Raw genomic sequence first — 18,898 nt, 5'->3', positions numbered from 1 at the left:
ATTCGGCGCCCTGCACCCCGACTTCCAAGGAGCGACATTGCCCAAGACCCTGACCCAATTCATTGCCGACGTCCGCAGCGCCCTGTCGGATCCGGAATCGCCTGCCGATCAACGCCAGGCCGGCACGGTGATGGCGGCCTATCTTGCCGACCCGGCATTCCTTCAGGAAATTTTTGCGCAGTGCGATGGGCCCAGAACGCTGCTGCATGAAGATTCCCTTCGGCACTTCTGTGTCGTCACCCATCGGTTCGAAGGCGCCAAGACAGGCGAGCCGCATGACCATGGCGCCACCTGGTCGATCTACGGCCAGGTGTCGGGTGTGACGCACATGGTCGATTACGACGTGCGGCAGGCGCCCGGCCCCGATGCCGACGGCCTGGTGACACCGCGCCGCGAATACGCCATGCATCCGGGCGACGTGCACCTTTACCTGCTGGGCGACGTCCATCGGCCCAGCCGCACGGCCACCACGCAACTGCTGCGATTGGAGGGCGTCAACATGGTTCGCATGCCTCGCCCCAAATACCGCATTGCCGACTGACACGGGCGGTCTTGCATCACTGCATCTGCAGGTTCAATTTCTTGATCAGCGGCAGAAGACGCTGTTCTTCAGCCGCTACATACGTGGCAAATTCCGCTGCCGGCAGGGGGCGGACTTCGACCCCGTTCGCGGCCAGCTTGGCCCGCAGGTCGGCATTTTTGGCGGCCTTCAGCATGGACGCTTCCAGCTTGCTTCGAACGTCCGCGGGCGTGCCAGCCGGTACCGACAGCCCAAACCATGATTCGGAAATGTAGCCCGGCAGGCCCGCTTCGGCCGCGGTGGGAACGTCCGGAAGCTGCGTGGATCGCGCCGCCATCGATACCGCGAGTGGCCGGATCTTGCCGGACTTGACGTGAGGCACCTGCGGCGGGATGTTGACGAATGACACCTGCACGTCGCCGCTGACCAAGGCGAGCGTGGCCCCCGCGGCACCCTTGTACGGCACATGCGTAATGTCGGCGCCGGTCATCTGCTTGAACAGCTCGGCCCCCAGGTGCGGACCCGTTCCGGCACCCGGACTGGAATAGAACAGTTTGCCTGGATTCTTCTTGGAGTACGCGACCAGTTCGGCAACGGTCTTGACCGGTACCGCCGAGTTCACGCTGATCATGTTCCCGACCACGGCCCACAGGCCGATCAATGCAAAGTCTTTGTTCGGGTCGTAAGGCACCTTGGGCTGGATGGCCGGCATGATGACATTGGTCGCGGGGCCATTGATCAGGATCGTGTAGCCGTCGGCGGGTTGCCGCGCCACGTAGGTGGCGCCAATGACGGTGCCGCCACCCGGTTTGTTCTCGGTCACGAACGCAACCTTCAGATCGTCCCGCATCGCTTCGCCAAGTTCGCGGGTCAACAGATCGCCCGCGCCGCCGGCCTCATAGGGAAAGATCAAATGGATCGGCTTGGTCGGCCAATCGGCGGCTTGGGCGATTGTCCAGGTAACCGGGGTCAAGGCGAGCAGCGTGCTGGCGATGAAGCGGCGCCGGTGCAGCGCAGGACGAATGGGCATGCGTGTCTCCAAAACAGGGTAGCCGTGATCGGCGTTCTTTTAACGTGCGAATTCTTGTTTGAGGCTTGCGACGAGACCCCCCGCCTTCCAGATCGACACCATGCGATCGGAAAACGGCTTGGCGTGCACGTGGCTGCCGTCGGCCAGGATGATCTGTCCGGTTGCCGGGTTGACGCTGATCTGATCACCGTCCTGAACCAACTTGGTAATACCCGGCATCAGCACGACCGGAAGCCCCTGGCTGAGCGCCCGGCGAATGAAACCCGTTTCGGACGACTCGACAAGGACGACAGCAATGCCGGACAGCTTGATTGCCGCGCTGACTTCGATGTGATTGTGGTGGGCAAAGTTGACGCCACCGACGACGATGTCGCCCGGCTTTACCTGTGCGGGAAACAAGGGGTTCAAGCGGCGAAAGCACATCTCGGTCAACAGCTTCTGATCGAAGCCTTTGCCGAACCCGTCGCGAACGGCCGAGAAGTCGATGATCCCGTCATCGCCCGACACCTGGTCGCCAAACTTCCAGACCCGGCCACGGCACTCGAATTCGTTGGAAGGCGATGTCATGCGTCACCTCCGGCGAGGGGCGCGCGGGCATCTTCCAGATAGATGCGGGGATCGCAGATCATTCCGCGCAGCGCCGATGCGGCCACTGTGAGCGGCGACGCCAGGTACACATGCGACTCTTCGCTGCCGTTGCGGCCCTGGTAGTTGAATTGATGGGTGCTGATGGATACTTCACCGGCATTCAGGACGCCCAGGTATCCCCAACAGGTATTGCACCCCGGCGACAACACCGTCGCGCCGGCATTGGCGAACACTTCGAGCAAGCCTTCGCGCGCCGCTTCGGCATAGACATTCTGGCTTCCGGGCGACACGTACATGGTCACGGTCTTGGCGATCTGCCGTCCGCGCAGAAGACTTGCCGCGTCGCGCAGGTCCTGCAGCCGGTTGCCCGCGCAGGATCCAATGTTGGCTTGATGAATAGGCTGACCCGCAACGGATTGCACCGGCCAGACATTGGTCTGCAGCGGCGGCACCGTCACCATGGGCGTGATGGCGGACAAATCGATATCGATGACCTGGTCGTACTCGGCATCGGGGTCGCTCTTGAGGACCTCGTAGGGCCTGCCGTTGGCGCGTTGCGCGACATACTCCAGGGCGATGTCATCGACATCCATGATCGCGGTGTCCGACATGGCATGGAAGGTCGAGGCAAGAATCGTCTGCCTGTCGTCCATGCTGAGACTGGCCAGGCCGGGCCCCCCGTATTCGACACAGCACTGCAGGAATTCACCCTGGCCGTAATCGCGCAGAATGCCCTGGATGACATCGCGGGCCGACGCGCCAGGCGTGAGCTTGCCGTGGAAATTGACCCGCACGGTTTTCGGCACCGTGACCCAGTTCTCGTCCTTGAGCAATGCGACCAGAATGTCGGACGACATGGCGATATTCAACGCGCCGACCGCGCCGATGCTGGCGATATTGCCTTCGTCGGAAAACACGAGCGATCCCGGCCGGGCGAAGCCCCGCTCGACCATGACCAGATGCCGCAGCCCCGTGTTGGGCCCGAAGAAATTGTCGATCCCCAGCTTGGCTGTCAGATCCTTGAGCAGGCGATGCGTGGCCGCATGCCTGGATCCGGTTGCTGCCGATGGCGTATGGTCGATGACGATCACCGCCTTGTCGGGGCGAGCCACCGTGTCCATGCCAATGGCATCGAGATTGGCTTTATGGGTGGGCCAGTAGAGTTCCTGCGTGACAACGTGATCCGGGGAGCAGGTCACGTGCTCCCCGACCTCGACGCGGTCCTTGCCGGCATGCCGGGCAAGAATTTTCTGGGCGATCGTCTGCCCCTGTAGTGCGGTCATTGGATCTGTCTCCGTTCGTCTTTTTTTCTGCTCGACGATCAGGATAGGGAAATCGCAATGATGTGCCAGAGGGCGAATCTGCAAAGCAGTATTGCGCGCCTTGTTTTGCGGGCGCAGTGACGGGTTTACCCTGGCATGCTGGCGGCCAGCAGGTCAATGCGGTGCGCTTTATAAAAAATCCACGCGACCCGCGGGGTCGATTTCGGCATTGAGATCGATGTCGTCTTCGCCAGGCACACGCACCTTGGTAAAGACGTGTTCGTGGTAAGCCACCGGCCGGGTCGCATCGAGCCCCATCTTGGCGCTGACGCCTTGCAGATGGGCAGGCGGCGCGCCATCGCTGAAGTCGAGCCCGACGGTGGTGGACGGATCCAGCACCGACCCTTGCGCGCCGGCAATCACGACCAGGTCGCGATCCGCCTGGAACCGCGTGGCGACTGCCCATTCGACCTGCAGCGGTTCATGCACCTCGACATCGTCATCGACGACGATCACTTGTTTGATGTCGTAGTGCGCGCCGAACGCCGCGCAGATCACATTCTTGGGCTGCCCTTCGTGGGTCTTGCGGATCTTGACGTGCAGGTGATAACGGCCGACGCCGCCGATCGCCAGGTGGACGTCGAGCACATTCGAAAAGCTGCGCTGCAGATGCGCGAGCAGGGTGGCTTCGCGGGGAATGGAGCCGAGCAGCAAGTGCTCCATTTCGGCCGGGATGATGGTGTGGAAAAGCGGTGCCGCGCGATGGGTGATGGCATCGACCTGAATCACTTCGCGGGATTCGCGCGCGCTGTAGTACTTGGGAAATTCGCCGAAAGGGCCTTCTGCTGCGCGCTCGGTCGGCAGGATGCGCCCTTCGATGACGATCTCGCCCTGGGCCGGCACGCGCACCTCGTTGGTCACGCACTTGACGACGTCCAGCGGCGCGCCATGCAGCGCGCCGGCGATCTCCAATTCATCGGTATCAATCGGTGCGATGGCCTGGGAGGCGAGCAGTGTCAGCGGGTCGACGCCGATGACGACGGCGACATCCAGCGCCTGCCCGCGTGCTTCGGCCGCCTGGTAGAAGGCAAGCAGATGGCGCGGCAGCATCAGGATCGCCATGCGTTGCCGGTCGTGGACCTGGATGCGATTGATGGACACGTTCTGCACGCCCGTTACGGGGTTGCGTGCGATGACCAGGCCGGCCGTGATGTAGGGGCCGCTATCGTGCTCGCTGTGCGTGGGGACCGGAAGCGCTTTGAGGACGTCGACATCGCGATGCACGATCTGCTGGCAGGGCGCGGCGTGGCCCGGGACTTCGTTGCAGGGAAGGGGATGGTCGGCCGCGTCGCGGAAATGGGCGAGCAGTCCGGACTCGGGCACGCCGATGGCTTCGGCGATCCAGGCGCGCCTGGCCATGAAGCCTGACACGACCGGGATGGCGTGGCCGCCTGGCCGGGGGAAGCAGGCGGCTTTCTGGCCGTCGAGCCGTTTGGCGATGGCGGCCAAGGTGTGTTGCAAGGGCACGCCTTCGCGCATGACGGCCACACGGCCGGTCGCATCCAGGTGGGCCAGCCACTGACGCAGATCGGTATAGGGGGCACGGCGCGTGCCGAGGGAGGCGGGGGTGTCGGTCATCAGGGCTGGGCCAAGAAAAGAGGGAAATGCGTCATGGCGTGACGGCGCGTCATTCAGCAGTAATGGCCGCGTCGTGGACCACCTTCTTCCAGAGCGCCATCTGGCCATCGATGAACTGCTGGAAGTGCGCAGGCGTGCCGCCGTCGGGAACGACGCCTTGCTGCGCGAAGGTCTTCTTGACGTCGTCCATGGCAAAGATGGTGTTGAGTTCCCGATTGAGCTTGTCAACGATTGCGGGTGGCGTGCCTGCCGGGACCACCAGGCCGTGCCACGACGTGACTTCATAGGACGGGATGCCGGCCTCGCGGGTGGTGGGCAGATCGGGCATCAGGGTGGACCGCTGCGTGCCGGCGATCGCCAGCGGACGCAGCCGGCCGGACTGGATGAACGGCAAGGCGTGGGGCAGCAAGTCGATGGCAAGGTCCACCTGGCCGCCTGCCAGGTCGGTCAGCAAGGGCGTGCTGCCTTTGTAGGGGACTTGCGTCATGCGGGTGCCCGACACGCTTTCGAACAGCGCCATGGCCAGATGATTCGACGAGCCCGCGCCGGACGACCCATAGTTCAATGCCCCCGGCCGGGCTTTCGCTTGCGCCAGCAGGTCTTGCATCGAGCGCAGCGGACTACTGCTGGGCACCACGAACAACATGGGCGAGCGCCCCGCCAGCACTACTGGCGCGAATGCCTTGGCGCTGTCATAGGGCAGGGATTTGTACAGCCACGGGTTGGCCGCGAAGGGGAATTGCACGACCAGCACGGTGTAGCCGTCGGCCGGTGACTGGGCCACGGCCTGTGTCCCGATCACCGTACCGCCGCCAGGCTTGTTTTCAACGATCACGGTTTGCTTCCATGCGGTCGACAGCTTGGCGGCAACGATGCGTCCAAGGGTGTCATTGAAGCCGCCCGTGGGATACGGCACGACGATACGAATGGGCTTGCTGGGGTAGTCGGTCTGGGCGTGTGCGGCAGCGGCACACAGCCCCATCACCGCCGCCGCGCAGGTGGCGGCCACGACAAAGGAACGTGCGAAAGCGACGGGCATGATGCGTCTCCTGGAGCGGCTCTGATCGGCCACATGCAGGGCAGTCTAGGAATGCGCTTATATCAGGTCAATTAATATAAAGTGATAAACCACATCACCAAATCTGATTGAGTTGCGCCGAGCACGGAGGCCGCATGGAGTTCAGGCAGATCCAATATTTTGTGTGTCTGTACGAAGAAGGGTCGGTGACCCGCGCGGCGCGGCGGCTCAATATCGTGCAGCCCGCGCTGAGCATGCAGATTGCCAAACTCGAAGAAGAAATCGGCAAAGCCCTGTTCGTGCGCAACCCGAAAGGCATGGAGCCGACCAGCGAAGCGCGGCGCATGTATCGGCTCTTTCTGCCGGTGCTGGGCGACTATGCACGCGCACGCGAGCAGGTCCTGCAGACCACCAGCGAACTGTCGGGGCAGGTGCGGATCGGCATGATCGAAAGCCTGGCGCAGGGTGTGCTGGTTGACGCGCTGCTCGAATTTTCCGACAGGCATCCGAAGGTGGAACTGTCGTTGACCGACGGCTTCAGCGGGACGCTGACGGATGCCGTGTCGGTCGGGCAGCTTGACGCGGCCATCATCAACAAACCGCGACGCTCGCTTGCCTTGATGACCGAGCCGATTGCCGAAGAAGATCTGCTGCTGGTGACGGGTCCGAACTTCGCGCCCATGCCCGACAGCGTTCCCTTCAAACAGCTTGCCGATATCAAGCTGGTACTGCCCAGCCGTCGCCATGGCCTGCGCGGCATCCTTGAAAGCTTTGCGGAAGCGGAAGACGTCATGCTGCAACCGTCGGTCGAACTCGACTCGATCAGCGCCATCCTTATCCTGGTGGGTCGCAGCGACTTTGGCACCGTGTTGCCACGGGTTGCCGTGCGTGGACCGCTGCAACGTGGGGAAGTCCAGGGCTATCTGCTGAAAGCCCCACGGGTGTCGCGGCAGCTGATTTGCGTCACCCATCCCAGGCGGCCCCTGTCGCCCGCGGCCCTGGCGTTTGTCAGTACGCTGATCAAGCACATCCGCGCCATCAACGACGCGCGGATGAATTCTCAGCCCAACGACTGAGTCAATCTCCGGATCCGTTCACGCGTGCGCCGGATGGTGGTGCCCAGCACCTCTCGCAGCCAGTCGCGGTTCACCTCCACCTGATGCAGGCGCGGTTCGCCGTCGGGTGACACGGCCTGGCCTTCGTATTCGTCGAAGTCGATGTAGTGGATGACGACAACGTTGCCGGTCGCAACCGTTTTTTCGCCGAAGACCGCGCTGGGTGCCGCGTCCACACCCGCGGCATCGGCGGCGGCAGCGGGCAGGGACCAGGTCACGGGCGCGTCGGTCACCGGCGCATCCAGGTAGTCCAGCACGCGTTGCAGTTCGTCGAAGCTCAATGCCATCAGCGGGATTTCGCGCGCGCCGTCTTCGGCGTCGTCGTCGGCCACCAGCAGCGCGATGTCCCACGCTTCGAGGTTTTCTCGGCAGCGTTCGCGGGCCGCGGCGGACAAGGATTGCGCGGCGTCGTGCAGGGTGGCCAGATACTCCGTGAACTGCGCTTCGCCCGCAGGAGTGTCGAAGTAGCCGGTCAGAACAGACGTGCGTTCTTCGTAGCCAAAGCGGCTTTCGGTGCGCGCGGTGTAGACGACGGCCGATTCGGGCAGGGCGGGCATGGCCAGGGGCCGGGTGCTATTGAGCAGCTTGAGCCACTTGCGGCGGGGCAGGGACGGCAGAAGGCCGATCTCTGCGCTCAGCGCGACGCCATCGCCTACCTGTGCGTAGTGCGGAAAGGGGGAATCCTCGTCTTTGAGGGGAGAAAAAAACGGGTTGGACATGGTCACCGGAAGCTAGGACAAGACGGGCCGTCGAACGCACCCATGCGCTCGACAGCCCGCTTTACCTTACCGCGATCCGAATGCCGATCCGGCCCGCCGGCCCATGCCGAGTTGTTACCCGGCGTGTCGCGCAGGCAAAAGGTTTAGTTCTGTTCGAACTTTTCGTAGCGGCGGTCGGAAAACTGGGTTTCGGTGGTGAGGTCGATGACCCGTGCGCCGGGTGGCCCCTGGCGCAGCCATTCAAGCATCTGGTCGACCTGGTCGGGCGTGCCCTGGACGAGGGCTTCCACCGAGCCGTCGTCGTTGTTGCGGACCCAGCCGCGGGCGCCGATCAGGTGGGCGCGGCGGACGGTGGCCAGGCGGTAGCCGACGCCCTGGACGCGGCCGGTGACATGGACTTTGAGGGTTTCGACAGGAGTGTGGGGATCAATCTTTTTCATGGTGGCGGAGCGGGTCGGTGGCTGCGCCGGGTGGACAGAAGTGTCCGGCCCGAAGCGGCCGACCCGGTGTCGTCTGCAAGGAAGTCGTGTAGTGTACCCAGCACGTCCCTGACTTTTACGCCTTGATTGCCTGCCGCCATGTCCGCTACCGCTTCTTCCTTTGACGTCCGCCTGCTGATCATCGATCCGCAGAACGATTTCTGCGATCTGCCCGCCGATGCCGTTCCTTCGGGTGTGGCGCCCAGCTTGCCGGTGCCCGGTGCGCATGCCGACATGCTGCGGCTGGCCGGCGTGATCGACACGATGGGCACGACGCTGACCGACATCGGCGTCACGCTCGACAGTCATCATCGGCTGGACATTGCGCATCCGACCTTCTGGCAACACGGCGACGGCAGCGACGTGGCGCCATTTACCGAAGTGACGGCGGCCGAGGTTCGTGCCGGCAGCGTGGTGCCCCGGGACGCCGCGTCGCTGCCGCGCGCGTTGACCTATCTGGATGAGTTGGAACGACGCGGCCGCTACCGCCTGATGGTCTGGCCGGTGCATTGCGAGATGGGAACCTGGGGGCATCAGGTCCACGCGGCCGTGGGTACGGCGGCAGGTGCCTGGGAAGCTGCAACGGGGCGTTCCAGGCAAACCTGGCGCAAGGGCATGAACGCCTGGACGGAACACTACAGCGCGGTACTGGCCGAAGTGCCTGACGATACCGACCCCGGCACGCAGGTGAACCAGGGGCTGGTGGACTGGGCGGCCGCGGCCGATGTGCTGGTGGTGGCGGGGGAAGCGGGCAGCCATTGCGTCAAGGCCACCACGGAACATCTGCTGGACTACCTGCCCGCCGACCGTGCCCGGCGCATGGTGCTGCTGACGGATTGCATGAGCCCGGTCGGGCAGTTCGACGCGGCGCAGGCGTCATTTCTGTCGGCCATGCGGGAACGCGGCGTGCATCTCGCGGACAGCCATGGCGTGGCGCGGGTGCTGGACGCCATGACGGCCGGAGCGGCGGGCGATGCACCCGGTGCGGCCCGTGCGTGACGCCGCCCATGGGCCCGCGCACGGCGAACCCTGCAACCAGACGATCACGTCTTGAAGAATCATCGAGGACAGCATGGCGTATGAACATGACCTGACGGTCTATATCGGGCGTTTCCAGCCCTTCCATCTCGGACACCTGGCGCTGCTGCAGCAGGGCCTGCAACGCGGCGAACAATGCGTGGTGGTGCTTGGGTCCTGCCATCAGGCGCGCACGCCGCGCAACCCGTTCACGCGCGACGAACGGATCGCAATGATCAATCTGAACCTGACGCCTGAAGAGCAGGCGCGAATGGTGTTCGTGTCGATGCGCGACTACTACGACGATGCGCGATGGGTGGCCGCGGTGCGCCGCGAGGTCGGCAAGATTGCCGCCCAGGGCGCGCGGATCGGGCTGATCGGTCACTTCAAGGATGCGACCAGCGATTATCTGCGGCGCTTTCCGGGCTGGAACCTGATGCCGCAGGACAGGATGGGCGCCATTGATGCCGTCCATCTGCGCGATGCGCTGTTCCAGGGCAAGGACGATCCTGAGGCCGCCTTGGCCGTGGTGGCGCCGCACGTGCCGGCGGGCACGCTGAGTTTCCTTCGCGCGTGGCTGGCCTTGCCGTTCCTGCTGCCCTTGTCGGAAGAGTGGCGCACGCTACGCGCCTACAAGGCCGAGTGGGCCATGGCGCCGTATCCACCGGTCTTCACCACGGTAGACGCCGTGCTTCGTTGCAAGGACCACGTGTTGCTGATCCAGCGGGGACAGGCGCCAGGCAAGGGTCTGTTTGCCGTGCCGGGCGGCTTTCTGGAAGCACGCGAAACGGTCTACCAGTCGGCCGTACGCGAGCTGCGTGAAGAAACGCACCTGGGCCTGCTGGAAAGCGACCTGGCCCAGGCGCTGCGCAATGTGGCGGTGTTCGATCACCCCGATCGCAGTCAGCGCGGCCGCATCATCACCCATGCGCATTACTTTGAACTGGACAGCGACGAGCTGCCCGAGGTGCGGGGCGGAGACGACGCCGCGTCAGCGCAGTGGGTGACGATCGCCGATCTGGCGGCCATGGAAGACCGCTTTCACGATGACCACTTTCACATGCTGGACCACTTTCTTGGCATCACCGATGCCGGCGCGGGTTACCTGACGACGTAGCCCGCCGCGGGCGCCGTATCGGGCACGCCCAGGGCGGCCTTGAGCTTGGCGGCCACCATGGCCTGGGCATGCCTGGCGGCTTGCACCACGGTCGCCATGGCAAAGAACTCGTGGGTGGCGCCTTCGTAGTTCTGGTGTTCGACCGGCACGCCGGCTTCTCGCAGGCGCTCCACCAGCTTTTCCCCATCGGTACGCAGCGGATCGATGCCGGCCGTGATCACTGTCGTGGCCGGCAGGCCTTTCAGGTCCGCGCCCAGCACATTGATCAGTGTGCTGTTCTTGTCCTCAGGCGTGCGGACGACCTGTTCGATGAACCACAGCATCATGTCCTTGCTGAGGGGGCGGGCGTTGGAATTTTCGTGATACGACGCCGTGCCGGTATCGTTGCCGGCGACCGGGTAGACCAGTACCTGGTGGGCCGGCGGCAGCAGGTCGTAGTCGCGCGCGTAGATGGCGACGTTGATTGCAAGATTTGCACCGGCGCTTTCACCCATGACGGCAACGCGGTGGCCATCTCCCCCCAGTGACGCGGCGTTGGCCAGCAGCCAGTCGTAGGCGGCGTTGGCGTCAGCATGCGCGGCCGGAAACTTCTGTTCCGGCGCCTGCCGGTAGTGGGCCGACACGACGATGCAGCGGGTCAGTGTGGCGATCGCTCGGGGCGTGGCATCGTAGGTATCGATGTCACCGATCACCCAGCCGCCACCGTGAAAGTACAGGATGACGGGGAAGGGGCCGATGCCTTCCGGCCGATACACCCGCGCGGCATTGTTGCCGCCCGGGCCAGGGATGGTGATGTCTTGCGTGATGACATCGCTGAGCGGCGGCGAGATGCCCTGCTCCAGCATGACCTTGCGCACGGCGTCGGCCGGACCGGGCTGGCGGCGCGCTTCAGGCGCTTCCAGGTCTTGCAGGGGCTTGGGCTCCAGGCGCTTGAGCGCATCCAGGACGGTCAGCATGTCCGGGTCGGCATGCTTGGTGGGATCCATGCCGACGACAGACTTCAAGGTGTCGACCAGACTCATGTGATGCTCCAGGAAAAGGGTAGGCCGCACGTGCGGCCGTACGCCCGCACTCAGCAGATATTGTTCCCGCAAGCATAGGGGATATTCGTCACGTCAAGGCAGTGCCGAAAAGCGGGTCGCCATCGGCATGACGGCGAACGGCGTGGTCATGTGGTCCTGATCGCGGATCTCGACATAACGCAAGGCTTCGCCAGGCAAGCCGGCCTTCAGCAGCACATCGCGCACGGCGCGCGCGCCGTCCAGCATTTCGGTCGACCCCACGGGCCATCCGGGCCATTCGTCTTGCGCCATGGTCAGCATCACCTTGGCGTTGCCGAACCTGGCGCTGGCAAGGTCGGTCAGGATGCGGCTGTCGTCCCACCACACGGCGGGACTGATCGCGACATACCGTTGAAATGCATCGGGCCGTTCCGCCAGCACCTGCAGCACGTAGGATGCGCCCAGCGAATGCCCGGCCAGCGTCTGGCGCTTGGCATTGACAGGAAATCGCGCCGCGATGGCGGTGCGCAGTTCTTCCGTCAGGAAGGTTGTGAACGCATCGGCGCCGCCGGGCTGGGGACCGCGCAGCCGTTCCAGCGACGCCGGGTTGCGCGCGGGCTGCAGGAAGTCCCGGGTGCGGCGGACGCCATTGATTACCTGGCCCTTGGGGTAACCCACGCCGACCACCAGCGTGGGCGCGGTTTCGACCAGCTTGCCGCCCTCGGGCACCAACGGGAATTGCCGGATCAGTTCCATGGCGTTGGCTGCCGTGCCGAAGTAGGCATTGGCATCGAGCACGACCATCACGCCATAGCCCGAAGGGGGCGGTTCGTCCGCCGGGGCGGAAATGGAAATCTGGTAGTCCTGCCCGTCGCGGGACGTCATGACAAATTCCTGGATCCGGGGCTGGTTCGATGTCGTGGGAAGCTGGCTTGACGGGGGAGCCGCAAGGTTGCCCGTTTGCGGGGCTGGCACGGCGTCGGACGCGCTTGCGGCCTGGAACGACAGGCAGGCTGCAAGGAGGGTCAGCTTGCTCAAGTGCAACAGGTGCGACGGCGAGAGGGCGTTGAACATCGAAGGCTTCTTGGAAAGGAATGACATGGCTGGCGGATCGGACCGGCGCTGCAGGGCGAAGAATGCAGATTCGGCACTGCCCTGGCTACCCTGGACGCCCCAGGCGACGCCGGCCGCAGCCGTCATTCTGAACCAATGCCTCAAGGAACGAGTTCGGCGTCGCCCGGGCTCATCGCGTAGGGCGTGGCAGCGGCAAGATCGTCCAGCCACTGGCGGAAGGCCGCGTCCTTGTCACCGTCCTGCATGCGCAGCAGGGCCGACGGGTGCAGCGTGATCAATACCGGCCGGGTATCGGCGCGTTGCAGCCACTGGCCGCGTTCCCGCGTCACGGCGACCGGGTGCCGCATCAGCGACCGCGCGGCGGTGGCGCCCAGCGCAATGATGGCCTGCGGCTTGACCAGGTCGATCTCGCTTTCCAGCCACTGCAGGCATGCATCGGCTTCGGCCTGCGCCGGCGTCTTGTGGATCCGGCGCTTGCCGCGCAGTTCGAACTTGAAGTGCTTGACGGCATTGGTGACGTACAGCGCGTCGCGCGACCATCCCAGTTGCGTCAGGGCGCGTTCGAACAGCTGGCCCGAGGGCCCGACAAAAGGCCGGCCTTGCAGGTCTTCATAGTCGCCGGGCTGCTCGCCCACGACCATGAGCCGCGCCGGCGTGCGGCCTTCGCCAAACACGACCTGCGTGGCGGAATGGCCGATCGGGCAGGCGCGGCAGCGCTGGGCGGCATTGTGCAGTTCCGGCAATGACATGCCGCGGCTGGGCATCGCGGCGCCGTCGCGCGGCGCATGCGTCATCGTCACCACGGGGCGCGGCTTGCGGGGCGCGGTCGGCGCTTGCGCGATCATGCCGGCACTGCGGCGGCTGGCCTCGGCCACAAGGGGTTCGATCAGCACCGCTTCGGGCAGGTTGTGCCAGTAACGGCGCGGCATTTCGTTCTTCATCGCCTGCACCTTGAGGCGCGACGGATTGAAGATGTTTTCGTAATAGGTCAGCCACAGCGCCTCGCCCGCATCGGCCGGAGGCGCCTGGTCGCGGCGCATGCCGGGCCCGAACGACAACGCCTTGCCGTCCCACTGCACCGACCGTTCCGGCGTCATGATGGCCCAGCGCATCTGCGCAAAGCGGCGCTGGAAGAACGGCGCTGTGGCTTCGACAATGTGATGGTCGGGTTCGAACCAGGCCACATGCAGCGGCTGGTCGGACGTGTCGTCGTGCACGGTGCGAAAGCGCACAAACGCCGTCATCTTGTGCTTGTCGCGCCGCACGACACGGGCCAGGTTTTCCAGGTAAACGCGATCGGGGTCCAACGTGTCGTGACGCAGATCGGGCTGGCGCACCAGGCGCCACAGCAGGCGATACAACACGCCAAAGCGTTGCGGCGCGCTGTGCAGGATGGCGGTCTTGCAGAGTGTCAGGAAGTCGGCGGGAACACGAATGTCGAGGGCCGGCGCGTCATTGGAGGCGGGCTGGCGGGTGTGCGGCGATACCGTTGCCGCACCGCTGACCGCGTTCACCGCCGCGCCGTCATCCTCAGGCATCACCTGCGTAAACAGGTCGGACGTGGCGACATCGCGCACCTGCCAGCTTACGGCTTCGGGGGGGATCTGCTCGCGGAGCAGTTCGCGCGCGTGGCGGCGAAAGCCTGCCAGGTCCACCTGGGAATCCAGGGTGATGACACGGGGGGTATTGGTATGCGCGCTGGCGCCGTGATCGCTCGCAGCGGTCGCGGTATGACCCGTGGCGCCAGGATCGGACGCGGCCTGCCCGGGGCCGGGCGGCGCGTCGAACAAGTCTCCGGAAAATCCGCCCGCCATGGATCAGCCGAACAGGTCGGCAGTGTGCTCGGCGGCTTCGTTGACGACAGCGGCCTTGCGGCGGCGCGTGGCGGCCGGTGCTGCCTTGGCTGGCGCCTTCGGCAGTGACTGAGAAGATGCCGCAGTCCCCGAAGCCGACCCGCCTGCACCCGACGCCGGCGGCGTCAACTGCCACGGTGCCGCCGAACCCGCACCCAGTTCCAGCGACGCATTCATCGCCAGGGCTTCACACGCTTCTTGCTGCAATGCCCGAGCCACTCGCGGGTCGCCCGACCGACCATCCGCCGCGTCGTCCATACCCCACGACGTCAGGCCAGCCAGATCCACCGCCGCGGCTGCCATGCCGGCAGGCAGCGCCGGCAACGCTGCCGCAGCCGCTGCCTGCGCCTCGTCCATCTCGACCCCCGCCGCCGCGTCGAACAGCGACGACTGGACCGGCGGCGGGCGCAGCCGCTGCGCCAGGTTGGCGGCATCCAGCGTCTTGCCCGGATGGTGATCGATCACCGACACAAAAGGCATGACCTTTTTGAGTGGCACGTGCAGCCGCAGCAGATCATCCATGCGCAGGCGTCGCACGCGGCGCGTCTGCAGCAGCCGCAGTACCGTCTTGACGCCCAGGCCAGGCACGCGCAGCAGCATTTCCTTGGGCGCCTTGTTCAGGTCCACCGGAAATTGCTCGCGATGCGCCAGCGCCCAGGCCAGCTTGGGATCGATATCGAGCGCCAGCATGCCGTCGCCAGTCGGCACGATTTCGTCGTGCGCAAATCCGTAGAAGCGCATGAGCCAGTCCGCCTGATACAGGCGGTGCTCGCGCACCATGGGCGGCGCTTTCAGGGGCAGGGCGTTGGACGAGTCCGGGATCGGGCTGAAGGCGGAGTAGTACACGCGCTTGAGCCGGTACGACCCGTACAGGGTGGCGCTGGTGTTCAGGATGGTGCGATCGTCGGCCGCATCGGCGCCCACGATCATCTGGGTGCTCTGGCCGCCGGGTGCAAAGCGCACGGGCTTGACGCGCGAGGGCGACACGCCGGCCATCGAGATGGGCCGGGTGGGCTTGGACGCCTCTTTGGCGTCATCGATATGGATGCGTAGCCGCGCCATGGACCGGCGAATGGCGGCGCTGTCTTTTTCCGGCGCCAGCGAATGCAGGGCGTCCACCGTGGGCAGTTCGATATTGATGCTGAGGCGGTCGGCATACTTGCCGGCCTTTTCGAGCAATTCGGGACTGGCGTCGGGAATGGTCTTGAGGTGGATGTACCCGCGGAAATCATGGTCTTCACGCAGGATCCGCGCCACTTCCACCACCTGTTCCATGGTGTAGTCGGGATTGCGGATGATGCCGGAGCTGAGGAACAGCCCTTCGATGCAGTTGCGCCGGTAGAAGTCCAGCGTCAGGTCCACCACTTCCTGGACATTGAACCGCGCGCGCGACACATTGCTGGTGACGCGGTTGACGCAGTACAGGCAGTCGTAGATGCAGTAATTGGTCAGCAGGATCTTGAGCAGCGAAATACAGCGCCCGTCGGGCGCATAGCTGTGGCAGATCCCGGCGCCTTCAGTCGAGCCGATGCCGCGGCCACCCACCGAATTGCGCTTTTCGGTGCCGCTGGAGGAGCAGGACGCGTCGTACTTTGCCGCGTCGGCCAGAATGGCCAGTTTCTTGATCGTTTCCACTGTACGAATATACAGTCCTTGAAGCGCCTGCGCCAATACACTTTGCAACCGGCGGCCGCGTCTGCAGGCTAGTGTCAGACGCCCGCAATAAGCGATAGTTCGGGGTTTTACATGCCCTCACGCCCCTGCTGCAGCGCCATCGGCATACCTTAAAGGTATGGAAGAGCACTCCATAAGTCTTGGACGAATCGGGGGGACGGGCAGACACTCGCGGATATTGTCCAGAACACTTCCAACAACCGCCAGGAGACCCGCATGGCTGAGTATTCCCCCAAAGACCTGCTTGCCACGCTCGAAGCCGCCCAGACCGGCGAGCGTGACCCCCGCACCTGTGAGATCGTGAACCGCATCGTTGCCGACCTGTTCCGCACGATCGAAGACCTGAATGTGCAGCCGGCGGAGTTCTGGGCCGCGGTCAAGTGGCTGAACGAACTGGGTTCTGCTCAACAGGTCGGCCTGGCCACGGCAGGGCTGGGGTTCGACCGCCTGCTGGACATCCTGGCCGATCAGGCCGACGAACGTGCGGGCCTTGCCACCGGCACCCCCCGAGCGATCGAGGGTCCCCTGTATGTGGCCAATGCGCCGCTGAGCGACTACGAAGCGCGCCTGGATGACGGCACCGACGTGGGCGAAACGCTGGTGATGGATGGCGTGGTGTACGGCGCCGACGGCAAGGCCCTGGCGAATGCCATCGTCGACGTCTGGCATGCCGATTCGAAGGGCGGCTATTCGCACTTCGACCCCACGCAATCCGAATTCAACCTGCGCCGCCGTCTGCGCACCGACGCCCAGGGCCGCTACCGTTTCCGCAGCCTGGTGCCTTCGGGCTACGGCGTGCCGCCGGGCAGCCCGACCGAACAGATCCTGGACCGCCTGGGCCGCCACGGTCAGCGTCCGGCGCACATCCACTTCCTGGTGACCGGCGAAGGCCAGCGTCCGCTGACCACGCAGATCAACATTCCGGGTGACGCCTATCTGCAGGACGACTTTGCCTTTGCCACGCGCGACGGCCTGATCGTGGAACTGGACCCGACCGATCGCACCGACGACGTCGCCTCGCTGGGCGTGACGGGCAAGCACACCCGCGTGCACTTCGACTTCCACCTGCAACCGGCCTGAGTGCCGAAGGCGGGTCAGCGGCCGGCCCCTGACGGAGCAGGCCGCTGATCAGCCAGTCCGCCAGTCCGGCGGCCACGGTGGGCTATGCTAGGTCCTTCCGTTCCCGCTGGAGATCCCGACATGCCGACCCATGCCACCCTGCCGCGCTGGGACCTGCTGCGCGCCGCCCGCGTGGTTCCGGTCCTGCGCTACCACGACAGCGCCACCGCCTTGTATGCCGCCCAGGTCGCCCTGCGCGCCGGCTGCCGCGCCATCGAATTGACGTGGACCATTCCCAATGTGCTGGACGTGCTGCAGGCCACCCGGGCCGACAGCCGCCTGTCTGGCCGTGACGACGTGCTGATTGGCGTGGGCACGGTGCTGGATGCCGACCAGGCGCGCCTGGCGCTGGAAGCCGGTGCGGACTTTCTGGTTGCGCCGGGTGTGGTGCCCGACGTGGCGGAACTGGCGGCCGCGGCGGGCGCGATCAGCATGCTGGGCGCGTTCACGGCGACCGAGGTGATTGCCGCGCGCGCGGCCGGCGCCGATGTGGTCAAGATCTTTCCGGCCAGTTCGGGCGGGCCGGGTCACCTGTCGGCATTGAAGGCCGTGTTTGGCGATACCTTCTTCTGCCCCACGGGCGGCGTGTCGCGCGAGAACATGGCCCAGTACTTTGCGGCGGGCGCCGACATTGTCGGCATCGGCAGCAACCTGTACGACAAGGATGCGCTGGCGCAGCAGGATACCGATGCGCTGGTTGCGCAGGTCCGGCAGGTGCTAGCTGAAGCGGGCGTGAAGTAAGGCCTGCCGCGCGGGCGGCACGCCCAACAACCCGTCACGCCCGGCCCTTCACGCAGGATGCTGATACCGGTATTCCTGCGTCTTGCCGCCATAGCCGTATGACGCGGCCCGCACGTCTTCGACGTAGATGTAGCTCTCGTCATGCACCGGCCCCAGAATGCGGCCGAATCCCTCGAATACCGCCTTCAGGTAGCGCGCCTTCTCGTCCTTGGTGTTGGTTTCGTCCGTCACCTTGATGTCGAGGTAGAAGCTCGCCAGCCCTTGCTCGCTCAGTGGCCGGCCGCCAATGATCCAGTCCTGGGGATCGATGAACTGAAGGGTGATTGCCGTCACGTTGCGCTTTTTCCCCAGGATGGCGGACGTGTGTTCCAGCAGCATGTCCGCCACTTGCGAGACGACATCGGGCCGGCGCGGGCCGGAAATCTTGACGTTCAGGATGGGCATGGTTGGCTCCAGGTGATTCGCTATACAACTATTTGGACAAAAAAAACGGTCAGGCCAATTTGGCCTTGACCGTCTTGACGCCGGCGACCGTGCGGTCGAACACCCGCTCGCCCAACCGTTCTTTCATGCGTTCGGTAACCTTGCCGCTGGCGGCGTTGAGCGCGGTGCCCATCCGTTGGGCTGCCGCCGTCGGATGAATGCCGAGCTCGCGGCCATCGTTGCCGGTGGGCCGCCGTTCGATCAGGCCGAGCCGCTGCAGCCCGTCCAGCGTGCGGGTGGCCGTGGACCGCGAAATTGCCAAGCCGTCCGCCAGTTCGCTCTGCAGCAGGCCGGGCTGGGCGACCACCATCCGCAGCATGAAGCCCTGCGGCGGCGTGACGCCGAAGTCGCGGAACGCCGCGGTCCATTCCCGTTCCAGGGCGCGGGCCAGGGCAGTCGTATTGAAGTAGAGGCAGTGATCGAACATGACCGCATCATACGCCGATTGAT

18 protein-coding genes and 1 pseudogene are annotated in these 18,898 nt (G+C 64.9%); 6 read left to right on the top strand and 13 right to left on the bottom strand.

Translation table 11 applies throughout. The annotated features are described in order from the left end of the window. The first annotated feature begins 37 nt into the window (after positions 1–37). Positions 38–541, top strand: a complete 504-nt coding sequence (locus HD883_RS18365; protein WP_179582819.1) for a hypothetical protein — start codon at positions 38–40, stop codon at positions 539–541. Positions 542–557: 16 nt separating this feature from the next. On the opposite strand, the gene HD883_RS18360 is transcribed toward HD883_RS18365, so the two are convergent. The 5 genes from HD883_RS18360 to HD883_RS18340 form a co-directional block, all read right to left on the bottom strand. Further along, a complete protein-coding gene (locus HD883_RS18360; protein ID WP_179582821.1) occupies positions 558–1,550 on the bottom strand; it encodes a Bug family tripartite tricarboxylate transporter substrate binding protein in 993 nt (330 codons plus the stop codon). Between the two features lie 39 nt (positions 1,551–1,589). After that, positions 1,590–2,117: a hypothetical protein gene (locus HD883_RS18355; RefSeq protein WP_179582823.1), complete on the bottom strand. Its 528-nt coding sequence runs from the start codon at positions 2,115–2,117 to the stop codon at positions 1,590–1,592. After that, positions 2,114–3,421: a 3-isopropylmalate dehydratase large subunit gene (locus tag HD883_RS18350; protein WP_179582825.1), complete on the bottom strand. Its 1,308-nt coding sequence runs from the start codon at positions 3,419–3,421 to the stop codon at positions 2,114–2,116. Before HD883_RS18350 ends, HD883_RS18355 begins: the two co-directional genes overlap by 4 nt. Before the next feature lie 168 nt (positions 3,422–3,589). Further along, the gene (locus tag HD883_RS18345; RefSeq protein WP_179582827.1) at positions 3,590–5,038 is read right to left on the bottom strand and encodes a UbiD family decarboxylase; all 1,449 of its coding nucleotides are present in this window, start codon (positions 5,036–5,038) and stop codon (positions 3,590–3,592) included. 49 nt (positions 5,039–5,087) lie between these two features. Then, a complete protein-coding gene (locus HD883_RS18340) occupies positions 5,088–6,077 on the bottom strand; it encodes a tripartite tricarboxylate transporter substrate binding protein (protein ID WP_257022286.1) in 990 nt (329 codons plus the stop codon). Between the two features lie 134 nt (positions 6,078–6,211). Between HD883_RS18340 and HD883_RS18335 the strand changes: the two genes are divergently transcribed. Then, a complete protein-coding gene (locus HD883_RS18335; RefSeq protein WP_179582829.1) occupies positions 6,212–7,132 on the top strand; it encodes a LysR family transcriptional regulator in 921 nt (306 codons plus the stop codon). On the opposite strand, the gene HD883_RS18330 is transcribed toward HD883_RS18335, so the two are convergent. Both HD883_RS18330 and HD883_RS18325 read right to left on the bottom strand, forming a co-directional pair. Further along, positions 7,117–7,890, bottom strand: coding sequence for a hypothetical protein (locus tag HD883_RS18330; RefSeq protein ID WP_179582831.1), 774 nt, complete (start codon positions 7,888–7,890; stop codon positions 7,117–7,119). The two genes, HD883_RS18335 and HD883_RS18330, sit on opposite strands and share 16 nt — an antisense overlap. 143 nt (positions 7,891–8,033) lie before the next feature. Beyond that, positions 8,034–8,330, bottom strand: coding sequence for an acylphosphatase (locus HD883_RS18325; RefSeq protein ID WP_179582833.1), 297 nt, complete (start codon positions 8,328–8,330; stop codon positions 8,034–8,036). 138 nt (positions 8,331–8,468) lie between these two features. On the opposite strand from HD883_RS18325, the gene HD883_RS18320 reads away from it, so the two are divergent. Further along, positions 8,469–9,368 (top strand): cysteine hydrolase, encoded by a 900-nt coding sequence (locus HD883_RS18320; RefSeq protein ID WP_179582835.1) that lies wholly within the window; start codon positions 8,469–8,471, stop codon positions 9,366–9,368. Between the two features lie 73 nt (positions 9,369–9,441). Then, positions 9,442–10,503 carry a bifunctional nicotinamide-nucleotide adenylyltransferase/Nudix hydroxylase gene (locus tag HD883_RS18315; RefSeq protein WP_179582837.1) on the top strand — a complete coding sequence of 354 codons (1,062 nt, stop codon included), beginning with the start codon at positions 9,442–9,444 and terminating at the stop codon, positions 10,501–10,503. Here HD883_RS18315 and HD883_RS18310 read toward each other — a convergent pair. From HD883_RS18310 to HD883_RS18295, 4 genes and pseudogenes are all read right to left on the bottom strand, one after another. Beyond that, the gene (locus tag HD883_RS18310; RefSeq protein WP_179582839.1) at positions 10,488–11,525 is read right to left on the bottom strand and encodes an alpha/beta hydrolase; all 1,038 of its coding nucleotides are present in this window, start codon (positions 11,523–11,525) and stop codon (positions 10,488–10,490) included. The genes HD883_RS18315 and HD883_RS18310 overlap by 16 nt on opposite strands. Before the next feature lie 93 nt (positions 11,526–11,618). Next, positions 11,619–12,605 carry an alpha/beta hydrolase gene (locus HD883_RS18305; RefSeq protein WP_179582841.1) on the bottom strand — a complete coding sequence of 329 codons (987 nt, stop codon included), beginning with the start codon at positions 12,603–12,605 and terminating at the stop codon, positions 11,619–11,621. 113 nt (positions 12,606–12,718) lie between these two features. After that, complete coding sequence (locus HD883_RS18300) at positions 12,719–14,392, bottom strand: UdgX family uracil-DNA binding protein (protein WP_179582843.1); 1,674 nt, start codon at positions 14,390–14,392, stop codon at positions 12,719–12,721. A 417-nt stretch (positions 14,393–14,809) separates the two neighbouring features. After that, a pseudogene (locus HD883_RS18295) lies at positions 14,810–16,066 on the bottom strand (putative DNA modification/repair radical SAM protein); the annotation flags it as partial. A gap of 255 nt (positions 16,067–16,321) precedes the next feature. Between HD883_RS18295 and HD883_RS18290 the strand changes: the two are divergent. Then, on the top strand, positions 16,322–17,185 hold the full coding sequence (locus HD883_RS18290; protein ID WP_179582847.1) for a dioxygenase family protein: 864 nt from the start codon (positions 16,322–16,324) through the stop codon (positions 17,183–17,185). Between the two features lie 120 nt (positions 17,186–17,305). Then, entirely contained in the window at positions 17,306–17,965 is a 660-nt protein-coding gene (locus HD883_RS18285; protein ID WP_179582849.1) for a bifunctional 4-hydroxy-2-oxoglutarate aldolase/2-dehydro-3-deoxy-phosphogluconate aldolase, read from the top strand. 48 nt (positions 17,966–18,013) lie between these two features. Here the strand turns inward: HD883_RS18285 and HD883_RS18280 are convergent, their stop codons facing one another. Together HD883_RS18280 and HD883_RS18275 are read right to left on the bottom strand one after the other, a co-directional pair. Beyond that, positions 18,014–18,409: a tautomerase family protein gene (locus HD883_RS18280; protein WP_179582851.1), complete on the bottom strand. Its 396-nt coding sequence runs from the start codon at positions 18,407–18,409 to the stop codon at positions 18,014–18,016. A 49-nt stretch (positions 18,410–18,458) separates the two neighbouring features. Next, a complete protein-coding gene (locus HD883_RS18275) occupies positions 18,459–18,875 on the bottom strand; it encodes a MarR family winged helix-turn-helix transcriptional regulator (RefSeq protein ID WP_179582859.1) in 417 nt (138 codons plus the stop codon). Positions 18,876–18,898 lie beyond the last annotated feature (23 nt).

The organism is Pigmentiphaga litoralis, from assembly GCF_013408655.1.
In the GTDB taxonomy this organism is placed as follows: domain Bacteria; phylum Pseudomonadota; class Gammaproteobacteria; order Burkholderiales; family Burkholderiaceae_B; genus Pigmentiphaga; species Pigmentiphaga litoralis_A.
Note: the sequence above shows the minus strand (reverse complement) of the source record. Positions and strands in the feature narration are given on the sequence as shown.